Origin of the sequence: Delftia acidovorans SPH-1 (genome assembly GCF_000018665.1) — a bacterium.
Taxonomy (GTDB): Bacteria; Pseudomonadota; Gammaproteobacteria; order Burkholderiales; family Burkholderiaceae_C; genus Comamonas; species Comamonas acidovorans.
In genome coordinates, this window is record NC_010002.1 from 5,687,028 (window position 1) to 5,706,569 (window position 19,542).

The 19,542-nt window shown below is 66.7% G+C and carries 12 protein-coding genes; 3 read left to right on the forward strand and 9 right to left on the reverse strand.

All coding sequences use genetic code 11. The features are described from left to right. Positions 1–8 precede the first annotated feature (8 nt). Both DACI_RS25940 and DACI_RS25945 read right to left on the reverse strand, forming a co-directional pair. Positions 9–1,013: a Bug family tripartite tricarboxylate transporter substrate binding protein gene (locus tag DACI_RS25940; RefSeq protein ID WP_012206931.1), complete on the reverse strand. Its 1,005-nt coding sequence runs from the start codon at positions 1,011–1,013 to the stop codon at positions 9–11. Positions 1,014–1,065: 52 nt separating this feature from the next. Beyond that, positions 1,066–2,289: a M20 aminoacylase family protein gene (locus tag DACI_RS25945; protein ID WP_012206932.1), complete on the reverse strand. Its 1,224-nt coding sequence runs from the start codon at positions 2,287–2,289 to the stop codon at positions 1,066–1,068. Positions 2,290–2,403: 114 nt separating this feature from the next. On the opposite strand from DACI_RS25945, the gene DACI_RS25950 reads away from it, so the two are divergent. After that, positions 2,404–3,423, forward strand: a complete 1,020-nt coding sequence (locus tag DACI_RS25950; RefSeq protein WP_043782653.1) for a LysR family transcriptional regulator — start codon at positions 2,404–2,406, stop codon at positions 3,421–3,423. Between the two features lie 7 nt (positions 3,424–3,430). Here the strand turns inward: DACI_RS25950 and DACI_RS25955 are convergent, their stop codons facing one another. The 4 genes from DACI_RS25955 to DACI_RS25970 all read right to left on the reverse strand — a co-directional run bounded on the left by DACI_RS25955 (position 3,431) and on the right by DACI_RS25970 (position 10,537). Continuing rightward, the gene (locus DACI_RS25955; protein WP_012206934.1) at positions 3,431–4,912 is read right to left on the reverse strand and encodes an efflux transporter outer membrane subunit; all 1,482 of its coding nucleotides are present in this window, start codon (positions 4,910–4,912) and stop codon (positions 3,431–3,433) included. Between the two features lie 28 nt (positions 4,913–4,940). Further along, complete coding sequence (locus tag DACI_RS25960) at positions 4,941–8,192, reverse strand: efflux RND transporter permease subunit (protein ID WP_043782659.1); 3,252 nt, start codon at positions 8,190–8,192, stop codon at positions 4,941–4,943. 86 nt (positions 8,193–8,278) lie between these two features. Then, entirely contained in the window at positions 8,279–9,562 is a 1,284-nt protein-coding gene (locus tag DACI_RS25965; protein ID WP_012206936.1) for an efflux RND transporter periplasmic adaptor subunit, read from the reverse strand. Between the two features lie 114 nt (positions 9,563–9,676). Further along, positions 9,677–10,537, reverse strand: coding sequence for an alpha/beta hydrolase (locus DACI_RS25970; RefSeq protein ID WP_012206937.1), 861 nt, complete (start codon positions 10,535–10,537; stop codon positions 9,677–9,679). Positions 10,538–10,712: 175 nt separating this feature from the next. On the opposite strand from DACI_RS25970, the gene DACI_RS25975 reads away from it, so the two are divergent. Beyond that, positions 10,713–11,627: a LysR family transcriptional regulator gene (locus DACI_RS25975; RefSeq protein WP_012206938.1), complete on the forward strand. Its 915-nt coding sequence runs from the start codon at positions 10,713–10,715 to the stop codon at positions 11,625–11,627. 352 nt (positions 11,628–11,979) lie between these two features. After that, a complete protein-coding gene (gdhA, locus tag DACI_RS25980) occupies positions 11,980–13,323 on the forward strand; it encodes an NADP-specific glutamate dehydrogenase (protein ID WP_012206939.1) in 1,344 nt (447 codons plus the stop codon). A 76-nt stretch (positions 13,324–13,399) separates the two neighbouring features. Here gdhA and DACI_RS25985 read toward each other — a convergent pair whose 3' ends face one another. From DACI_RS25985 to DACI_RS25995, 3 genes are read right to left on the reverse strand one after another with little or no spacing between them, the layout of a single operon-like run. Next, positions 13,400–15,622 (reverse strand): DEAD/DEAH box helicase, encoded by a 2,223-nt coding sequence (locus DACI_RS25985; RefSeq protein WP_012206940.1) that lies wholly within the window; start codon positions 15,620–15,622, stop codon positions 13,400–13,402. A gap of 18 nt (positions 15,623–15,640) precedes the next feature. Continuing rightward, on the reverse strand, positions 15,641–16,945 hold the full coding sequence (locus tag DACI_RS25990) for an ATP-binding protein (RefSeq protein ID WP_012206941.1): 1,305 nt from the start codon (positions 16,943–16,945) through the stop codon (positions 15,641–15,643). After that, positions 16,942–19,386, reverse strand: coding sequence for a tellurite resistance TerB family protein (locus tag DACI_RS25995; RefSeq protein ID WP_225971002.1), 2,445 nt, complete (start codon positions 19,384–19,386; stop codon positions 16,942–16,944). The genes DACI_RS25990 and DACI_RS25995 overlap by 4 nt, the downstream gene beginning before the upstream one ends. Between the last annotated feature and the right edge of the window lie 156 nt (positions 19,387–19,542).

Sequence of the window (19,542 nt, forward strand, 5' to 3'; positions counted from 1 at the left end):
CAGCGTCGTCAGTCGCGCATGTTCGCAAAGGCCGCCAACTGGTCGTACTTGCGGTCTTCCTCGGCGATCAGGCGCGCCAGGTCCTCGCGGCCCGAGGCGGGCACCATGCCTGCATCTTCCAGGCGCTTGCGCACGGCGGGCTCGGCCAGCGCCTCCTGCAGGGCCGCCGTGATGCGCTGCGCGGTGGCGGCGGGCAGTCCGCGCGGCGCCATCAGCGCAAACCAGCCCACCAATTCATAACCGCGCAGCGGCGCCAGCTCGGCCATGGCCGGAACCTGGGGCAAGGCGGACAGGCGCTGCGCGCTGGTGACCGCCAGCGGCACGATGCGCCCGCTCTGCAGAAACGGTTGCGCCGCCGTGGGCGAGAGCATGGCCAGGTCCAGGCTGCCGCCCGCCAGGTCGCTGGTCAACGGCGCCACGCCGCGGTAGGGCACATGGGTGATGGAAACACCCGCGCGCTGCTTGAACAGCTCTCCCGCGAAATGCAGGGTCGATCCCACGCCCGAGCTGCCGTAGCTGAGCTTGCCGGGCTGGCGGCGCGCCAGCTCCAGCAAGTCGGCCAGGGTCTTCATGCCCAGGCCCGGGCGTGCAGCCAGGATCAGCGGGCTGGTGGCCACCAGGCCCAGCGGCGTGAAATCGCGGCGGCCGTCGTAGCGCTGCGCGGGGTTGACGATGCGCGTGGCCACCAGTTCGTTGCTGGCCCCCACCAGCAGCGTGTAGCCATCGGCCGGTGCGGAGGCCACGCGCTGGGCCGCAATGGCACCCGCCGCCCCGCCCACGTTGTCCACCACCACCGTGCCGTGCAGACGCGCGGCCAGCGCATCGCCCACCACGCGGGCGGCCAGGTCCACCGAACCACCGGCCGGGTATCCGACGACCAGCTTCAAGGGCTTGGCAGGAAAGCTGCCCTGGGCAGCGGCCGGCAAGGCCAGCCCCAGCGCGGCGGCGCCCAGAAGGCTGCGGCGGCTCAGGACCTGGCGGGCCTCGGAGGAGAGAGGAGATGCAGTGCGCATGGTGGCAATCGCAGGTGAAGTCGTCAAAGGAATCCGGTGCGGGCGCGGCGCCTCAGGCGGCGGACAGAAAGCGCCGGGCCAGCTTCACCCAGTAGGTGGCGGCCAGCGGCAGGATGCGGTCGTTGAAGTCGTAGCCGGGGTTGTGGACCATGCAGCCGCCCGTGCCATGCGTGTCGCCCACGCCGTTGCCCACGATCAGATAGCTGCCAGGGCATTGTTCGAGCATGAAGGAGAAGTCCTCGCTGCCCGTCAGCGGCTGCAGGTCGGGGATCAGCGCCTGCTCGCCCAGCCAGTCGCGCGCCACCTCGCGGGCGAAGACCGTGCTGGCCGCGTCGTTGACCAGGGCCGGATAGCGCCAGCGGTAGTCCACCACGGCCTCGGCCCCCAGCGTGGCGGCCTGGGCATGGGCCAGGGCGGTGATGCGTTCGCGCAGCAGGGCACGCACCTCGGGCCGGTAGGCGCGCACGGACAGGCGCAGCTCCACCTCGCCGGGGATCACGTTGGGCGCATCGCCGCCATGGATGGCGCCCACGCTGACCACGGCCATGTCGCGGGGATCGACATTGCGCGAGACCACGGTCTGCAGCGCCAGCACCAGGTGGGCCGCCGCCACCACCGGGTCGGCCGACAGGTGGGGCGCCGAGCCATGGCCGCCCTTGCCGCGCACGGTGATGATCACCGTGTCCGACGAAGCCATGAACGAGCCCTCGCGAAAGCCGAACTGCCCCTCTGCAAAGCCCGGCATGTTGTGCAGCGCAAAGATGGCATCGCAGGGGAAAAGATCGAACAGGCCATCCTCCACCATCTTGCGGCCCCCGCCCAGGCCCTCCTCGGCCGGCTGGAAGATCAGGTGCAGCGTGCCGTCGAAGCCGCGCGCCTGGGCCAGCTCGCGCGCGGCGGCCAGCAGGATGGCGGTATGGCCGTCATGCCCGCAGGCATGCATGCGGCCCGCGTGGCGGCTGGCATAGGGCAGGCCGGTCTGCTCGTGGATGGGCAGCGCGTCCATGTCGGCGCGCAGGCCCAGGCGCCGCGTGCCTGCTCCGACCCGCAGCGTGCCGACCACGCCCGTGCCTCCCAGGCCCCGGTGCACTTCGTAGCCCCAGGAGGCCAGGCGCTCGGCCACCAAGTCGCTGGTGGCGAACTCCTCGAAGGCCAGCTCGGGATGGGCATGCAGGTGATGGCGCAGGGCCACCATCTCGGCCTGCGTGGCGCGTATGCCGGGCAGCACCGGATCGGCGGCTTCAGCCATGGTGGAAACGGGCGGTTCAATGTTCATGCCCGCAGTCTAGGAAGCGTGGGCAGCGGGCGGAAGACCGCCAGCGCCTGCCCTGCCAGGCATTGCCTGTCATCCCCTGAACACCTGCACGCGCCAATCACAGGCATGGCACACATGGCACGAAACCTGCAAGATCGGCCCATGCATTCCCAGCCCCACCCCGATGCCGGTCCCGCCATGAAGCTGCACCAGATGCGCTACCTCGTCGCCGTGGCCGGCTGTGGCAGCGTGCGCGCCGCGTCACGCGCGCTGGGCATCACGCAGTCGGCCATCACCCAGGCCCTGCGCGAGCTGGAGGAAGGCCACCGCCTTGCGCTGTTCGAGCGCCAGAGCAGCGGCATCGTCCTCACGCCGGCCGGGCGCACGCTGCTGCGCCACGCCCAGCTGATCACCGGGCAGATGGCCCAGGCCGAGGATGAAATGGCCCGCCTGCGCGACACCTGCGCCGTGGCGCGCCTGTCCGTAGGCGTGACGCCCTGGGTGGGCCAGAGCCTGCTGCCCCATGTGCTGCGCGCCTTCCGCGCCGAACTGCCCCAGGTACGGCTGGAACTGTTCGAGGGCCTGTCGGCCGTGGCCCATCCGCGCCTGCGCGAAGGCACGCTGGACCTGCTGATTGGCCGCGTGCCTTCGGGCCCCTCGGGCGGCGACCTGCATGGCACACCGCTGTTCCGCTATGACGCCACCGTCGTGGCCCGCACCGGCCATCCGCTGGCAGGCGCCCGTTCGCTGGCCGAGCTGATGGACTGCGACTGGCTGCTCAACTACACGCCGCCTGAAGAAGACGACCTGGTGCGGCGCCTGTTCCTGCGCCACGGCCTGCCCGTGCCCGTGGGCCACATCCACCTGGTGCATTCGGCATCGCTGCTGCTGCACCTGATCGTGCACAGCGACATGCTCTCGTTGTGCCCCTGGCCGCTGATCGAGTCGGGCGTGCCCCAGGGCACCCTGGTGCCGCTGTCCCTGCGCGAGCAGTTCGAGCCCCACACGGTGGGCGTGGTCCAGCGCGGCCACGGCCCCCTGCCCTGGGTGGCCGAGCGCTTCGTGCACCACCTCATGGAGCAGGTCCACGCCTGCCGCCACAGCCCGGACCCGGTGCTGCAGCGCGTGTTCCGCTCCATTGACGTGCTGGCTTGAGGGCGGCTCAGCGCAGCGCGGCCTGGGCCACCGGCACGTTCGCCGATTCGCCGGCCGGCGCGTCAGCCGGAACATCCCAGCCCCCGCCCAGCGCGCGGATCAGGCCCACGGCGGCCTGGTACTGCGCGGACTTCACCTGCAGCGCCTGGCGGCGGTTGCGCAGTTCGCTGCGGCGGGCATCCAGCAGGTCCAGCTGGCTGACGTAGCCATTGCGGTAGCGCGTGTCCGAAAGGCTGGTGGCACGCTTGGCGGCCACCACGGCCTGGCCCTGCACGGTGGACTGCTCCTGCAGGATGCGGATGGATGACAGCTGGTCCTCCACCTCCTGGAAGGCCACCAGCGCCTGCTGGCGGTAGGCGGCCAGCGCGGCGTCGAGCTGCGCACCTGCGGCCTGCACGCCGGCCTCGCGCCGGCCGCCGTCGAACAGCGGCAGCGACAGCAAGGCGCCCACGCCCCAGGAGCGCATGGACCACTTGAACAGGTCACCGACTTCGGGCGAGGCGTGGCCGGCCGCGCCGGTCAGCGAGATGCTGGGGAACCATGCCGTCTTCGCCACGCCCACGCGCGACTGCGCGGCGAACACGGCGCGCTGCGCAGCCGAGATGTCGGGCCGGCGCATGAGCACCGTGGCCGGCACGCCGGCTGGGATGGAAGGCAGAGCCGTGGTCCAGGCGCCTTCGCCCAGGCCGAAGCGCGAGGCCGAGTCGCCCACAAGCACGGCCAGCGCATGCTCGACCTGGGCGCGCTGGCGGTCCAGCGCCAGCGCGTCCGATTCGGTGGCCGACAGCTCGGCCTGGATGCGCGCCACGTCCAGCTCGGCAATGTCGCCGGCCTGCAGCCTTCGCTCCGACAGGCGCAGCGTGTCGCGGTAGGCCTCCACGGTCTCGCGCATCAGGGCGCGCTCGGCGTCCAGTGCGCGCAGCTGCAGATAGGTCTGCGCGACCTCGGCCTGCACGGCCAGCCGCGTGCTTTGCAGCAGGGCCTCGCGGCCCTCGGCGTCCAGCCGCGATGCGTCGGCCGCCTGGGAAATGCGGCCGAACAGATCGACCTCATAGGACAGGTTCAGCCCCGCATTGACCAGGGTGGCAGGCCGCGTGCCCGAGGCCTTGTCCAGCCCCGCGCCGCGCGTGGCCCCTGCGCCCAGGCCCAGTTGGGGCAGGCGCTCGGCATTGGCGCTGCGCGCCAGGGCGCGGGCCTCGGCCAGGCGTGCGGCCGCGGCCTGGATGCTCTGGTTGTCCAGCGTGGCCTTGTCCACCAGCGCGTCCAGCGCCGGGTCGGCAAAGGCCAGCCACCATTGGCCGCGTGCCTGGGCTTCGGCAGGCAGGGCCTGGGTCCAGCCCGCCTGCGGCGCGGCGCCCTGCTCCTTGAAGGCGGGGGCGGCCGGCAGCTCTGGCAGGCTCTGGGACACGCTGGCGCAGCCGGCCAGGGCCAGCGCCGCCACCAGGGGCAGCAGACGCCTGGACAGTTTCGAAAGCGATGGGATCTTCATGATCGGTTCCTGTTCTTGTGGTGTGGGCTCATTCATGCTCGCCACGCGCAGCAGAGGGCATGGGCAGCGCGCCGCCACCCAAGGCATGGCCGTGGGCGGGTGCGTGTGCAGGGGCCTCTTGCTCCATCTCGGGACCATGCTGCTTGAGCGGCCGGTTGCCTGCCAGGCGGCGCATCAGCACGTAGAACACGGGCGTCAGGAACAGGCCGAAGGCCGTCACCCCGATCATTCCCGAGAACACGGCCACGCCCATGGCACGGCGCATTTCCGAGCCCGCGCCCGTGGACAGCACCAGGGGCAGCACGCCCATGACGAAGGCCAGCGAGGTCATCAGGATGGGGCGCAGGCGCAGCCGGCTGGCCTCGATGGCGGCCTGTATGGGCGTGCGGCCCTCGAACTCCAGCTCCCGCGCGAACTCCACGATCAGGATGGCGTTCTTCGCACTCAGCCCCACCAGCACGATGAGCCCGATCTGCGTGAAGACATTGCTGTCGCCGCCCGACAGCCAGACGCCGGTCATGGCCGCCAACAGGCCCATGGGCACGATCAGGATGATGGCAATCGGCAGGGTCAGGCTCTCGTACTGCGCGGCCAGCACCAGGAAGACCAGCAGCAGGGCCAGCGGGAACACGATCACCGCCGAATTGCCGGCCAGGATTTCCTGATAGGTCAGGTCGGTCCATTCGAAGTCGATGCCCTTGGGCAGGGTCTCGGCCGCGATGCGCTTGATGGCGTCCTGCGCCTGGCCCGAAGAGAAGCCCGGTGCGGCACCGCCGTTGATGTCGGCCGTGAGGTAGCCGTTGTAGCGCATGGCGCGCTCGGGGCCGAAGCTGGAGTCCACCTTCATCAGCGCCGACAGCGGAATCATCTCGCCCGAGCTGGAGCGCACTTTGAGCATGCCCACGTCCTCGGCACGCGCGCGGTAGGGCGCGTCGGCCTGGACGCGGACGCTGTAGGTGCGGCCGAACTTGTTGAAGTCGTTCGCATACAGGCTGCCCAGGTAGATCTGCATGGTGTCGAAGATGTCCGTCACCGGCACGCCGAGCTGGCGCGCCTTGGTGCGGTCGATGTCGGCATACAGCTGGGGCACGTTGACCTGCCAGCTGGTGAACATGCCGGTCAGCTCGGGCGTCTGGTAGGCCTTGGCCATGAAAGCCTTCACGGCCGCGTCCATCTGGTCATAGCCCAGGGAGGCGCGGTCTTCCAGCTGCAGCTTGAAGCCGCCCGTCGTGCCCAGGCCCGCCACGGGTGGCGGCGGGAACATGACGATGAAGGCGTCCTGGATGCCTGCGAAGGCCTGGTTGAGCTGGCCGGCCACGGCGCCGCCGCTCTGGTCGGCGCGCTTGCGCTCGTCGAAGGGCTTGAGCGTGGCGAAGACGATGCCCGAGTTGGAGCTGTTGGTGAAGCCGTTGATGGACAGGCCCGGGAAGGCGATGGTGTCCTCCACGTTGGGGTTGTCCTTCATGATCTCGCCCATGCGGCGGATCACCTCGTCCGTGCGGTCCAGCGTGGCGCCGTCGGGCAACTGGGCAAAGCCGATCAGGTACTGCTTGTCCTGCGCGGGCACGAAGCCCGAAGGCACGGCCTTGAACAGGCCGAAGGTCACGGCGATCAGCGCCAGGTAGATGGCCAGCATCAGGGCCTTGCGGGAGATCACGCGGCCCACGCCGCCGCTGTAGGCCTCGGAGCCCCGGTGGAACATGCGGTTGAAGCCGCGGAACAGCCAGCCGAAGGCCCGGTCCATGCCGCGCGTCAGCGCGTCCTTGGGCGCATCGTGGCCGCGCAGCAGCAGGGCCGCCAGCGCGGGCGACAGCGTCAGCGAGTTGATGGCCGAGATCACCGTGGAGATGGCGATCGTCACCGCGAACTGCTTGTAGAACTGGCCCGTGAGGCCGCTGATGAAGGCCAGCGGCACGAACACCGCCACCAGCACCAGGGCGATGGCGATGATGGGCCCGGACACTTCGCGCATGGCGCGGTAGGTGGCGTTGCGCGGCGTGAGACCGGCCTCGATGTTGCGCTCCACGTTCTCGACCACGACGATGGCGTCATCCACCACGATGCCGATGGCCAGCACCAGGCCGAACAGGCTCAGCGCGTTGATGGAAAAACCCAGCAGATGCAGCACGGCGAAGGTGCCGATCACCGACACCGGCACGGCCAGCAGCGGGATGATGGAGGCGCGCCAGGTCTGCAGGAACAGGATCACCACCAGCACCACGAGCACGATGGCCTCCAGCAGCGTGTGCACCACCGATTCGATGGAGGCGCGCACGAACTGCGTGGGGTCGTAGGCGATGCGGTACTCCAGGCCCTCGGGCATGTTCTTGTTCAGGGCCTCCATGGTCTTGCGCACGTTGGCCGAGATTTCCAGCGCATTGGAGCCCGGCGCCTGGAACACGCCCATGCCCACGGCCGGGTCGTTGTTCAGCAGCGAGCGCAGCGAATAGTCGGCCGCGCCCATCTCCAGGCGGCCGATGTCGCGCAGGCGGGTCACGGCGCCATCGGCGCCGCTCTTGACGATGATGTCGCCGAAGTCCTCCTCGCTTTGCAGGCGGCCCTGGGCGTTGATGGACAGTTGCATGTCCACGCCCGGCAGCCCCGGCGAGGCGCCGACCACGCCGGCCGCAGCCTGCACGTTCTGGCCGCGGATGGCGGCCACCACATCGCTGGCCGACAGGCCGCGCTGCGCCACCTTCTGCGGGTCCAGCCACACGCGCATGGCGTAGTCGCCGCCGCCGAAGATCTGGATCTGGCCCACGCCCTCGATGCGCGCCAGCGGGTCCTTCACGTTCAGCACTGCGTAGTTGCGCAGGTAGTTGATGTCATAGCGCTGGTTGGGCGAGACCAGGTGCACCACCATGGTCAGGTCGGGTGCGCTCTTGACCGTGGTGATGCCCAGGCGGCGCACCTCTTCCGGCAGGCGCGGCTCGGCCTGCGAGACGCGGTTTTGCACCATCTGCTGCGCCTTGTCGGGGTCGGTGCCCAGGCGGAAAGTGACGGTCAGCGTCATCACGCCGTCGCTGGTGGCCTGGCTGCCCATGTAGAGCATGCCTTCGACGCCGTTGATCTGCTCTTCCAGCGGCGTGGCCACGGTCTCGGCGATCACCTTGGGATTGGCGCCCGGATACTGGGCGCGCACCACCACGGACGGCGGCGCGACCTCGGGGTATTCCGAGATCGGCAGCCCGCCCATGGCGATCAGGCCGGCGATCAGCATCAGCAGCGAAAGCACGCCTGCGAAGATCGGCCGGTCAATGAAGAATTTGGATAGGTTCATGGTGTTTGGCTCCGCCACGGCAAAGCGCGGCCCATGCCGCCTGCGGTCAGGCGGCATTTCAGAGGCAGGAAAGGTGTGCGGCTAGATCAGGACTTGGTTGCGTCAGCCACTTGTTCGGCTGCCTGCCGGGTGCCCGGCTGGCGGGCATCGGCCCGCGCATCCATGGACACCTCCTTGGGCGCGACCAGGGCGCCGGGGCGGATGTGCTGCAGGCCGTTGACCACCACGCGCTCGCCGGGCTGCAGGCCCTGGGTCACGTTGCGCAGGCCGTTGACCGAGGCGCCCAGGGCCACCTCGCGGTAGACGGCCTTGTTGTCGTCGCCCACCACCATCACGTACTTCTTGCTCTGGTCCGTGCCGATGGCGCGCTCGCTGACCAGCAGCATGCTGCTGTCGCGCGCCTGGCCCATGCGGATGCGGGCGAACTGGCCGGGCATGAGGGCGCCGTCCTTGTTGTCGAAGGCGGCGCGCACGCGCACCGTGCCGCTTCGGGCATCGACCTGGTTGTCGATCAGCTGCAGCCGGCCCTCGAAGGGCGTGCTGCCGGCCGTGGCCGTGCCCATCTGCACGGGAATGCTGTCGATCCTGGCGCGGTTGCCCGCGCCGCCGCCGAGCTCCTTGAGCGCGCGCGTGATGACCTGCTCATCGGCATCGAAGCTCGCATAGATGGGGCTGACCGAGACCAGCGTGGTCAGCACCGGCGCGCCCGGGCCTGCGGCCACCAGGTTGCCCACGGTGATCTCGCGCTTGCCGATGCGGCCCGACACGGGGGCGCGCACCTGGGTGTAGCCCAGGTTCAGCCGCGCCGATTGCAGGGACGCCTGGGCCGCGCGCAGATTGGCCTCGGCCTCGCTGCCCGCGTTGATGCGCTCGTCCAGCTCGCGCTGGGCAATCGCCCGCTCGTCCCACAGGCGGCGTGCGCGCTCCTGCTCGCTGCGTGCATAGGACTGGCGTGCCTGGGCCGAGGCCACCTGGGCTTCGGCCCGCTCGACCTCGGCCGCATACGGTGCGGGGTCGATGGTGATCAGCAGATCGCCCTGCTTGACCAGCGCGCCCTCGCGAAAGTGCACGGCCTGCACGGCGCCAGCCACGCGCGAGCGGATGTCCACGCGCTCCACGGCTTCAAGGCGGCCCGAGAACTCGTCCCAGGCGGTGACCTCGCTTTCGGCGACCGTGGCCACCGACACGGGCGTGGCGGCGGGCTGGGCGCTGGCGGGCGCGTCATCAGCCTTGGCATCGAAGCCATGCAGGCCGAACAGGCCGGCGCTGACGGCGAGGATGGCCGCAGCGGCGGCAGGCAGCCTCCAGCCCTTGCGCGGGGCCGAAGCGAAAGAAGGGGAAGAAGAGGATGAGGTGGATTCGGTGGACATGGTATTTTTTTGCGAAATTCAGGGAACACGATGCCCGCCCGGCGCCTGAACGCGCCGGGAAGGCGGAAGGGGAAAACGGGGCAGCAGATGTCGCCGGCTGCGGCGGCGCGGGGCCTAGCCCGGTGCTGCGGGCTTGTTCATGGTGGCCTCGAAGAAGTCATGCACATGCTGGAACACGGCGGCGCTGCAGGCCGTACAGGCCTCGGCCTCGGACAGGGCCTGCGGCCAGTTCGACGCGCTGGGCAGCACATGGCTGCTGGCTGTCACGCCGGCCGCGCGCAGGCGGGCCGCATAGGCCTGGGCCTCGTCGCGCAGCGGGTCGTCACCGCCCACCAGCACCAGGGCCGGCGGCAACTGGGCCAGGCGCAGCGAGCTGCCGGGTACGGCATAGGGGTGCATGGCGTCCTTGGGGCAGCTCAGGTACTCGCGCCAGCCCGTGGCCCAGCGGCATTCGCCGGCTTCGGGTGTGGCCTCGCGCTGCGAGGCGGTGCCGGTGCAGGGATCGAGCATGGGCGACACCAGGATCTGGCCCGCCAGCGGCGGATGGCCCCGGTCGCGCGAGATCACGGCCACGGCGGCGGCCAGGTTGCCGCCGGCTTCTTCACCCGCAAGGAACAGCGGCGCGCCCTTGCCCGCCATCTTCACGCGGTGCTTGTACAGCCACTGCAGCACGGCGTAGCCCACCTCGATGGGCTGGGGAAACGGATGCTCGGGCGCCAGCGGGTAGGCCAGCGACACCACGACGGCGCCCGCCTCGGCCAGCAGCCGGCCGATGTAGCGCCCGTTGTCCAGCGTGCCGCAGACAAAGGTGCCGCCATGGAAATGCAGCACCAGCGGCGAGACCGTGCCGGGCCTGCGCTGACCATAGGCGCGCGCAGCCACGGTGCCGTGCTCGGGCAGCTCGATGGAGAATTCTGTTTCGGCAATCTGCGCCCCGGCGGCGGGGCCGTTCGGAAGCGACGGGGAAGTGGACATGGCGCGAACCTGCGGCAATGGTCGATGGTTGGAATATAGGCGGCGCCGGCCATGTCTGAAATAGCAACGCAGCCATCGCTCTGTTTCCGTTTCACGAACAATCGCCCGATACCGCGCATGTGAGAATTCCGCCGAGCCGGCATTCCCTTGCCGGGCGCTGCAGGAGCAACTTTCCATGGACCAGATCCAGGCCATGCGTGTCTTCGTTCGCGTGGTGGAAGCCGGCAACTTCACCCGCGCCGCCGATTCGCTCGACCTGCCCAAGGGCACGGTCACCAAACAGATACAGGCGCTGGAGGCGCGCGTGCGCGTCAAGCTGCTCAACCGCACGACGCGGCGCGTCACCGTCACGCCCGATGGCGCGGCCTACTACGAACGCGCGGCACGCCTGCTCAACGACTTCGACGATCTCGAAGCCAGCATGGTCAACACCCAGACCGCGCCCAGCGGGCGGCTGCGGCTGGACGTGGGCAGCTCCATGGCCCGGCTGATCATCATTCCGGCGCTGACCGAATTCTGCGAACGCTACCCCGACATACAGATCGACCTGGGCGTGGGCGACCGCCTGGTGGACCTGATCAGCGACAACGTGGACTGCGTGATCCGCGGGGGCGAGCTCAGCGACCAGTCCCTGGTGGCGCGGCGCATCGGCTCCATGAACTGGGTCACCGTGGCCTCGCCCGCCTACCTGGCACGCCACGGCGTGCCCCAGCATCCGTCCGAACTGGATACGAAGCACCAGATCGTCGCCTTCTTCTCGGGCCATACGCGGCGCATGTACCCGCTGGAATTCCAGCGGGGCGATGAATCCATCGAGGTGGCAGGCAACTACCGCATCGCGGCCAACGACAGCAATGCCTACACGGCCGCCGTGCTGGCGGGCTTTGGCATCGCGCAACTGGTCACGGCCTTTGCCCAGCCGCTGATCGACAGCGGCGAACTGGTCGAGGTGCTGCCGGAATGGACCCAGCCGCCGCTGCCCATTCACGTGGTCTATCCGCCCAACCGCCACCTCAGCGCCAAGGTGCGGGCCTTCGTGGACTGGGCGGCCGACCTGTTCGCGCGCCATCCCCAGCTGCAGCGCAGCTGAAAGGCAGGCGATGGGATGGCCGGGCGGGCCCAAGCCCCGTCCGGCTGCAAGGCCTTCCTAGCCACTCTTCATGTCAGCTGGCATGGCGCCCGCCATTCCCATTCGCCATGACCATGCACGCCACCGGATACGGCTGATCCTGGCCGCGGCCTGTGCGCTCACTGCGGCGCGCAGGCCCTGCCCATGCACCAAATACCGCCAGCACCTCTTGGGAAATGCACCGAAAAACGGCATTCAGGCACCAAGCACGGGCACCGTTCACCAAAACGATGCATGACGGCATAACTTTTTGGCATAATTTTGGTTTGCACTCACCCCTTCCCGCAGCCGTTTTTTAGTCAGAGGTTTTTCCATGAAGTACGAGTCCGTCGGCCAATTCCTTGAAGAAGTGGCGCAACGCAACCCCGGCCAGCCCGAATTCCTGCAAGCCGTCACCGAAGTGATGGAAAGCCTGTGGCCCTTCATCGAGAAGAACCCCAAGTACGCCGAGCACGGACTGCTGGAGCGTCTGGTCGAGCCCGAGCGCGTGGTCATGTTCCGCGTGAGCTGGACCGACGACAAGGGCCAGGTGCAGGTCAACCGCGGCTTCCGCATCCAGCACAGCATGGCCATCGGCCCCTACAAGGGCGGCCTGCGTTTCCACCCCTCGGTCACGCTGTCCGTGCTCAAGTTCCTGGCCTTCGAGCAGACCTTCAAGAACGCGCTGACCACGCTGCCCATGGGCGGCGGCAAGGGCGGCTCGGACTTCGATCCCAAGGGCAAGAGCCCCGCTGAAGTCATGCGCTTTTGCCAGGCCTTCGTCACCGAGCTGTTCCGCCACGTGGGCCCGGACACCGACGTGCCGGCAGGCGACATCGGCGTGGGCGGCCGCGAAGTGGGCTTCATGGCCGGCATGTACAAGAAGCTGTCCAACAGCGCCGCCAGCGTGTTCACGGGCAAGGGCCTGTCCTTCGGCGGCTCGCTGATCCGCCCCGAAGCCACCGGCTACGGCACCGTCTACTTCGCCCAGGAAATGCTGGCCACGCGCGGCCAGTCCTTCGCAGGCAAGACCGTCTCCGTCTCCGGCTCGGGCAACGTGGCCCAGTACGCCGTGGAGAAGGCCCTGCAGTTGGGCGCCAAGGTGGTGTCGGTCTCCGACTCCTCGGGCACCGTGTATGACCAGGACGGCTTCACCACCGAGAAGCTGGCCATCCTGATGGACGTGAAGAACCACCGCTACGGCCGCGTGGACGAGTACGCCAAGCTGGTGGGCGCCGAATTCCTGCGCGGCAAGACGCCGTGGCACCTGAAGGTGGACGTGGCCCTGCCCTGCGCCACGCAGAACGAACTGACCGAGGAAGACGCCAAGGTGCTGATCGTCAACGGCGTGGTCTGCGTGGCCGAAGGCGCCAACATGCCCTCGACCATCGAAGCCGCCAAGGCCTTCGAGAAGGCCGGCGTGCTGTACGCCCCGGGCAAGGCCAGCAACGCCGGTGGCGTGGCCACCTCGGGCCTGGAGATGAGCCAGAACGCGGCCCGCCTGTCCTGGCCCGCCGAGGAAGTCGATGCCCGCCTGCTGCAGATCATGCAAGGCATCCACGCCGCCTGCCTGAAGTACGGCAAGCGCGAGGACGGCACGGTCAGCTACATCGACGGCGCCAACATCGCCGGCTTCGTCAAGGTGGCCGACGCCATGCTGGCCCAGGGCGTGATCTGAGCATCAGCGCTCCCCATCCCTGACGAAAGCCCATGCAGCCTGCTGCATGGGCTTTTTTGTTGGTGCCTTCCGCTTTCTACGCCTTTCTGCCATGGGCTGAGTGATCGCTGGCAAGCGATTGCGCCCAGGACAATGCCTCTTCAAGGTTCAGGTACAGACTTGCATACGCCTTGCGCAAAAGTCCATCAGGCAAAGCCCAGTCCCATTTCTCGCGCTGCAGGTTGCGGACATCGGCCAGAAGCATGTCGAGCGGTGGAGGCTCATCCACTGCCGTATCGATGAGGGCATCGATGATCCCCTCGATACCCAAATCTCCTTTGATGACTTCGATGCCTGGGCCGGCCGCATTGGCCGAGTAGCCTCTGCGGCGAAGCAGGCAGGCCAGCGCTTCGTTGGCGGCATCCCCGAGCCAGGTCAGCAGCACCACTTCGCGGCCCTGGTCCACCATGAAGTCATTCGCCAGATTTCGTTCAGAGTAGTTCGCCCTGCCTTCCACCAAAAACCGCCTGGCCACTTCATCCAGGAACGGCGGTATATCGGAGGACTCGAACAATTGGTGCATTCGCTGGTGAACACGTGTGTGGGTACGCCCTGCCCCACCTGAGAACAACGGCGGCGCTCCGCCACCGGAGCGGACGACAAATATGGTCTTCTGCTCCTCGTCGATGTCTTCTACCAGCCAGGTCCTGCCGGCGAACAGGATGCGCTGGCCAACGCTGAGCATCAGCGATACCGGCAAAGTGCCGAGCGTTTTACCGCTGCAGACGATACGAAACTCCTCGTCTGCTGCAAACGCAGCATAGAAGGTGTAGTGGTTGACGAACTTCTCACCGATGCGACCATGCAGCAAAAGACCGCTGGACTCCTGCATCAGCAATTCCTTTTGGCCGAGATGGCGAACGAGTTCGGCAAACTCGCCTTTGTTCAACCCAGTGAAAGGGGCGCCGGAAGTACAGAACATCGTATGGAGTTGCCCGATGGATGCCCCTCCGCTCTGCGCCACATAGGACAGCATCTGCTGAACCAGTGTCGATAGGTGAACGCCATGCGCCATGGGCGGTTCGAACCAACCTTCCAGCAGCAGTGAGATCATCGCCGTCACCTTCACCGTCTCCAGACGGAGTTCGTCGGCGAGCGAGGGTTTCCCTCCAAGGGCGTTCTCCACGCTGTAGCCTCGCAAGATGGCCGGCTCGCCCTTTCGGCGACCAGACCGCCCCAGGCGCTGTCGCAAGCTGGCCACCGACGGTGGCGGGCCGATCTGGGCCACGCTCTTGACGGAGCCAATGTCGATGCCCAACTCCAGCGTGTTGGTACAGAGGGCGGTCGCGGGAAATTCCTTCTGTTTCAGGGCAGCCTCGGTGTCCGAGCGGATCTCCTTCGACAGACTGCCGTGGTGCGGCCAGAACTCATTGGGCACCTTCTCCTGCTCGCAAAGTCGGTTGAGAAGGTACGTGTAGCGTTCGACTTCACGCCGCGAGTTCGGGAAGACCAGATTGTTCGTGCCGCGCAAGCCCCGGAACAGATGCAGGGCAATCTTCGCCGGTGTGACGGGTTCCGGCTCTTCGCCACCATCTTCATTGCGCAAGACCAAGGGCTCCTCGTAACCTTTGACCAGAACTCTCAGCTCACTGTGCGAGGACTTCGACTCCACCAGGGCAACCGACGTCCCTTGTCCAGGACGCAGAAAATCGGCGGCCAGGCGCATGTCACCCAAGGTCGCGGAAAGGCCGACACGCGGCACTTGGCGACCGATGACCCGCTCAATGCGATGCATCAGGGATTGAAGCTGTTTTCCGCGCTCTGATCCGATGAAGGCGTGAAGCTCGTCGACGATGAAGAACGTCAGCTGATCGAACACCGCACCGATCGACGTGCCTCGATGGCATAACGTTGCCTCAAGAGATTCCGGCGTGATGAGCAAGACCCCTTGCCGCTTCGTCAGGAATCGTGCCTTGGCCGAGGAAGAGATGTCGCCATGCCAGGGCCACACCGGAATTTCCAGTTGCTCGCACAGCCGGTCGAGGCGACCGAACTGGTCATTGATGAGCGCCTTGAGCGGACTGACATAGACGATGAGCCCCTGTGACTCCGTCTGAAGCAGCTTCGTCAGCGCCGGCAGAAATGCCGCCTCCGTCTTGCCGGCGGCCGTGGCGGCTGCCACGATGACGTCCCGGTCCGCCTTGACGATGAGCGGAATGGCCGCCTCCTGGGCATCTCTCAGCGACTCCCAGCCTTCGGCCCATAGGAAGCGCTGGATGCGCTCATCGAGCAGGAAGAAGGAAGCGCTGTCGCCAGACATGTGCTCAGGCCGAGACCGTCACATCTTGAACGAGGCGAATTCATCGCCATCGTCCACCTCGACCTGCTCATCAGTCACCCCGCCAGTGTCCGGGGCGACCTCTATGCCGCCCAGCAGGCTCTGCCATGCAGCCCCCGGGTTCTGATCCAACACGGCCAGCATGTTGATGAAGGCCGTGATGGTCGTACGCGGCGTTCGGAAATACGTGTCGCCGATGCGTTTGGAGCAGTGCTCCATGAAGCTGAAGATGCCTTGGTCCGGGACGAGAAACTTGTCAGCGTCGCCGAGGGCGTAGACTGAGCGAATCTTCTGCAACAGGACGTAGAAATCCTCAGGCGTGAGACTCGACAGGCGCACCACCGGTCCGCTGAAGTCGACCAGGCCATCTGAGGCAAAGGTGTTCTGCGCAAGCCGACTCTGCAAGGCGGGATAGCTATAGAGTCCGCGCCGGGTATCCAGCAGAAACTCCGGCGTTCCGCCCAGAACAAATCCAAGGCCCACGGCCGTGCCCTGTAGCGAGTCGTTGAGGATGCGCAGGATCTGTTCGTAGTTCGCATTGCGGGCCTGCGTGTTGGCCAGCTTGTAGAGATTGACCAGTTCATCCAAACCAACCAGCAGGCCCGCGAAACCGGCCAGCCGCACGAAGCGCGCCATAAGCTTGAGTTGGTCATAGACCTCGGAATCGTCGACGATGCTTCGTACGCCGAGCGCCTGCCTCGCATCGGTCTTGGTGGCGAACTCCCCCCGCAGCCATCGGATGGCATCGGACTTGAGCTTCTCGTTGCCCTCCTCATGGCCACGACAGTAAGCCGCAATGACGTCCGCGAAGTCGTAGCCGTTCACCAGCTCGGTTAGTTGGTCGAGCTGCTGGCGCAAGACCGCCTCGGTCGATTGGCCGGACGCCTTGGCGTGCGTCTTGGCCGTGGCGATGAATTTCTCGACGATGCCCGCAAGCGCACCCCCATCCGGCTTCGTTCGGGTCGACAGGTTGCGCATGAGTTCGGCATAGAGCGAGCGGGCCTGGCCACCGCTGGCGTGAAGACGCCGGTCCGGGTTCAGATCAGCCGTGGCCACCACGAGCTTCTTCTCCAGCGCCACGGCACGCACCAGGTTCAGGAAGAAGGTCTTGCCCGCGCCGTACTCGCCAATGACGACACGGAATGCCGAGCCCCCATCGGCGATGCGGGCGATGTCGGCCACCAGCGTCTCGATTTCCCGGACACGGCCGACCTGGATCAGGTGCTGTCCGCTGCGGGGCACGACACCTGCGCGCAACGATTGGAGGACCGCGTCGCGGTCTCTAGGGCGGATCGGTGCATTCATGCTTCCAACTTCTCCAACAGTTCAGGGTTCACGGTCACGACCTCCTCGCCCTCTGTAAACGGTATGTCGTGCAGATCGAAGGCCGCCTCGTTGAGGGCTTCGATGGCACCGTCGAGCATCAGGTCCAGATCTGCAGCGGCATCGTCGAGTTCATCCTTTGTCCACACCGGCCGCGACAGCAGCAGGCGTGCGAGCGCGCTGTGCGCTTCGTCCAGGCCGAGCAGTCCCGGTGATGTCGCCCCAGCATCGCCTTCAGGCTCGGGTTCGACGAATACCGTCTCGGGTGGATTTTCTTCCTTGAAGATTCCCGACAGCAGAGCCGATACGGCTTCGGTATCCTTCTGTAGAGCAGCAATGCGCGCGGGATCAAGCTTGAATCCGGCTTCCTCCAACTCCACGGCAACCGTCGCCGTTGGTTTCGCACCTGCAGCTGCGGCATGCACGTCGGAAAACACCTTCTTGGACTCGACGCCAAGGGCCTTGTAGACCTTCTCCAGCATCTTCACTTCCGTCGGCGAGACTTCTCCATCGGACTGTGCGACCGTGGCCATGAAGGCAGCAATAGTCTCCTTGGCGCCAATATCCAGCGGTTCCAACTTCTTGCGCAGAGCGGTCAGCGATGCTGGCGCCGCCATCAGCAGGCGCAGGTGTGCCAGAAGCCTACGGATATGGTTCGGAGTGAGATGCGCCCAGGACTGCACCTGTGCCCGGAGATGCCCCATTTCCTGGGCACTGAACTCGCCATCGGCGGCAGCAACGGCCGATGCCAAGTCCAAAGTCAGTATGGCGGCTTGGTAAGCCGGTGTGGAGCGGCTGGCGACCTCTCCTGGTGGCACGGAGAACAGCACGACCTTCTCGTGGGGCTTGGGCAGCTTGGCTCCAGCCAGGACATCGGGCTCGATGCCGATGTTCAAGGATTCGAGCGCTCGCGCCAGCGCCAGCGTCCGGTCCCGCGTCAGGGTCGTTTTGGCATCCAGACTGCCAAGCAGTTCCTGGAACGACATGGCAATCATCCCCTCACCCATACGCACCTTCAGGCCATGCAAGGCCTTCTGGGCACTTTCGGGCCACAGCGTGGCAGGCAATTGCAGCAGCCCCTCCAGCGCATGCCTGCCATCCGGATTCCGCCCCACATAGCGGCTGAACGGCTCCAGCTCTTTCGTGGCCTCCTCGACAACCTGGCGCAGCTTGTTGATGGGTGCAGTAAGCACGGTGACGTCGGGCGTGTCCCCAAAAGACAGGCTCAAATCCTTGTACCCGCGAAATCCGGCGGAGGCCGGTCGGTGAACCAGCTTGATCTTGGTCTTGTTCCTGGGAAGAACCAAGCCCTCTCCAAACGTCTCGCGGTATCTGGATACGAAGAGCTTGTCGAACTCCTCCGCGCAACGCGTTGCCGGTGTTCGCAGGTAGTTGGTCGGATCCAGCTTGGCCCAGGCCAGTGCCAGTTGCGCAGGCACAGGCATGCCATCGACCGCCGCCTGGCCGAGGGCGACACGGATGTAGAGCGGCAGTTCGTAGGTCTTGGGAAAACTCGGGATGGGCTTGAGATAGGCCTTCTCGGGGTGCTCTGCCAAAGAGATCCAATCGAGCAGCGAACCCGCGTAGCTTCGGAATGAACCCGACTTGTCGCCATAGATGTCCAATAGCCGGCGCAGCTCCGACGCAATCACGGGCCAATCGGCCTTGGCCCCCTCGTCCTTCGAGGCATCCAGAATGGCGCGGCGCTCCAACCCGTAGAAGAAGATGAAGACATATCCCACATCGGCCTCGGGATCCTGCCTTCCGCCTGCCAGCCAATTCAGATAGGCGCGCCGGGCGGAAGGCGAAATTTCCGAGTAACTCGGCCAGTAGCCCATCTGCCGCTCTGTGTAGTCGCCCTTGGACGCGACGGATTTCGACGGATCGATGAGGCTCGGATCATTGCCACCCGTGGGAATAGGCAGCGACGTGCCGATGTAAACGAGGCCACCGGTAATTGAGACGCCCCCGACCTCAACCGCCTCTCCTGCAGGAATCCAGGCACCAGGACCGAAGCGGTTGGGCGCTGCCGGGATGCGAAACGACGGCGTGGCAGGCACTGGACTGACCGCAACCGGTACAGGTTGTTCATCCTCAAGGAGTCGGCTTGCCGCGCGCGAACTGACCGCCGGGCTAGGCGCAACCGGTGCGCGCCTCTCGGGAAGCGGGTCAGTGCGAGCAGGACGCGCAGCTTCCTGAGGTACCTCATGCGCACCGCCTTTGGACTTGAGATAGAGATAGATACCGACGCCGATGGCGGCGAACACCCCAACCCCGATCCAAACCTCGCGCGGAATGGCGGCCAACACCACCAGCAGCCCCACGACGACTGCACCGATGCCCCCTCCCGCTCCTGATTTCTTTCGCCTGGCCATAGCTTGTTCACTCCTTCCCCGGCAAACAATTGTTACAGCATTGTGCATGGCAACCGAAATCGGTTCAGCCTTGAGTATCCGCACGCCACATATGGCGAGGCATTGCCGGAGAGAAAGCGAAAGACCCGTTGCCCTCAATGCGAGAACACGAGGGGCTTTGAATGACGTGTTATCCAGTCGGCGCCGTAGTCGCCCCAATTGCAC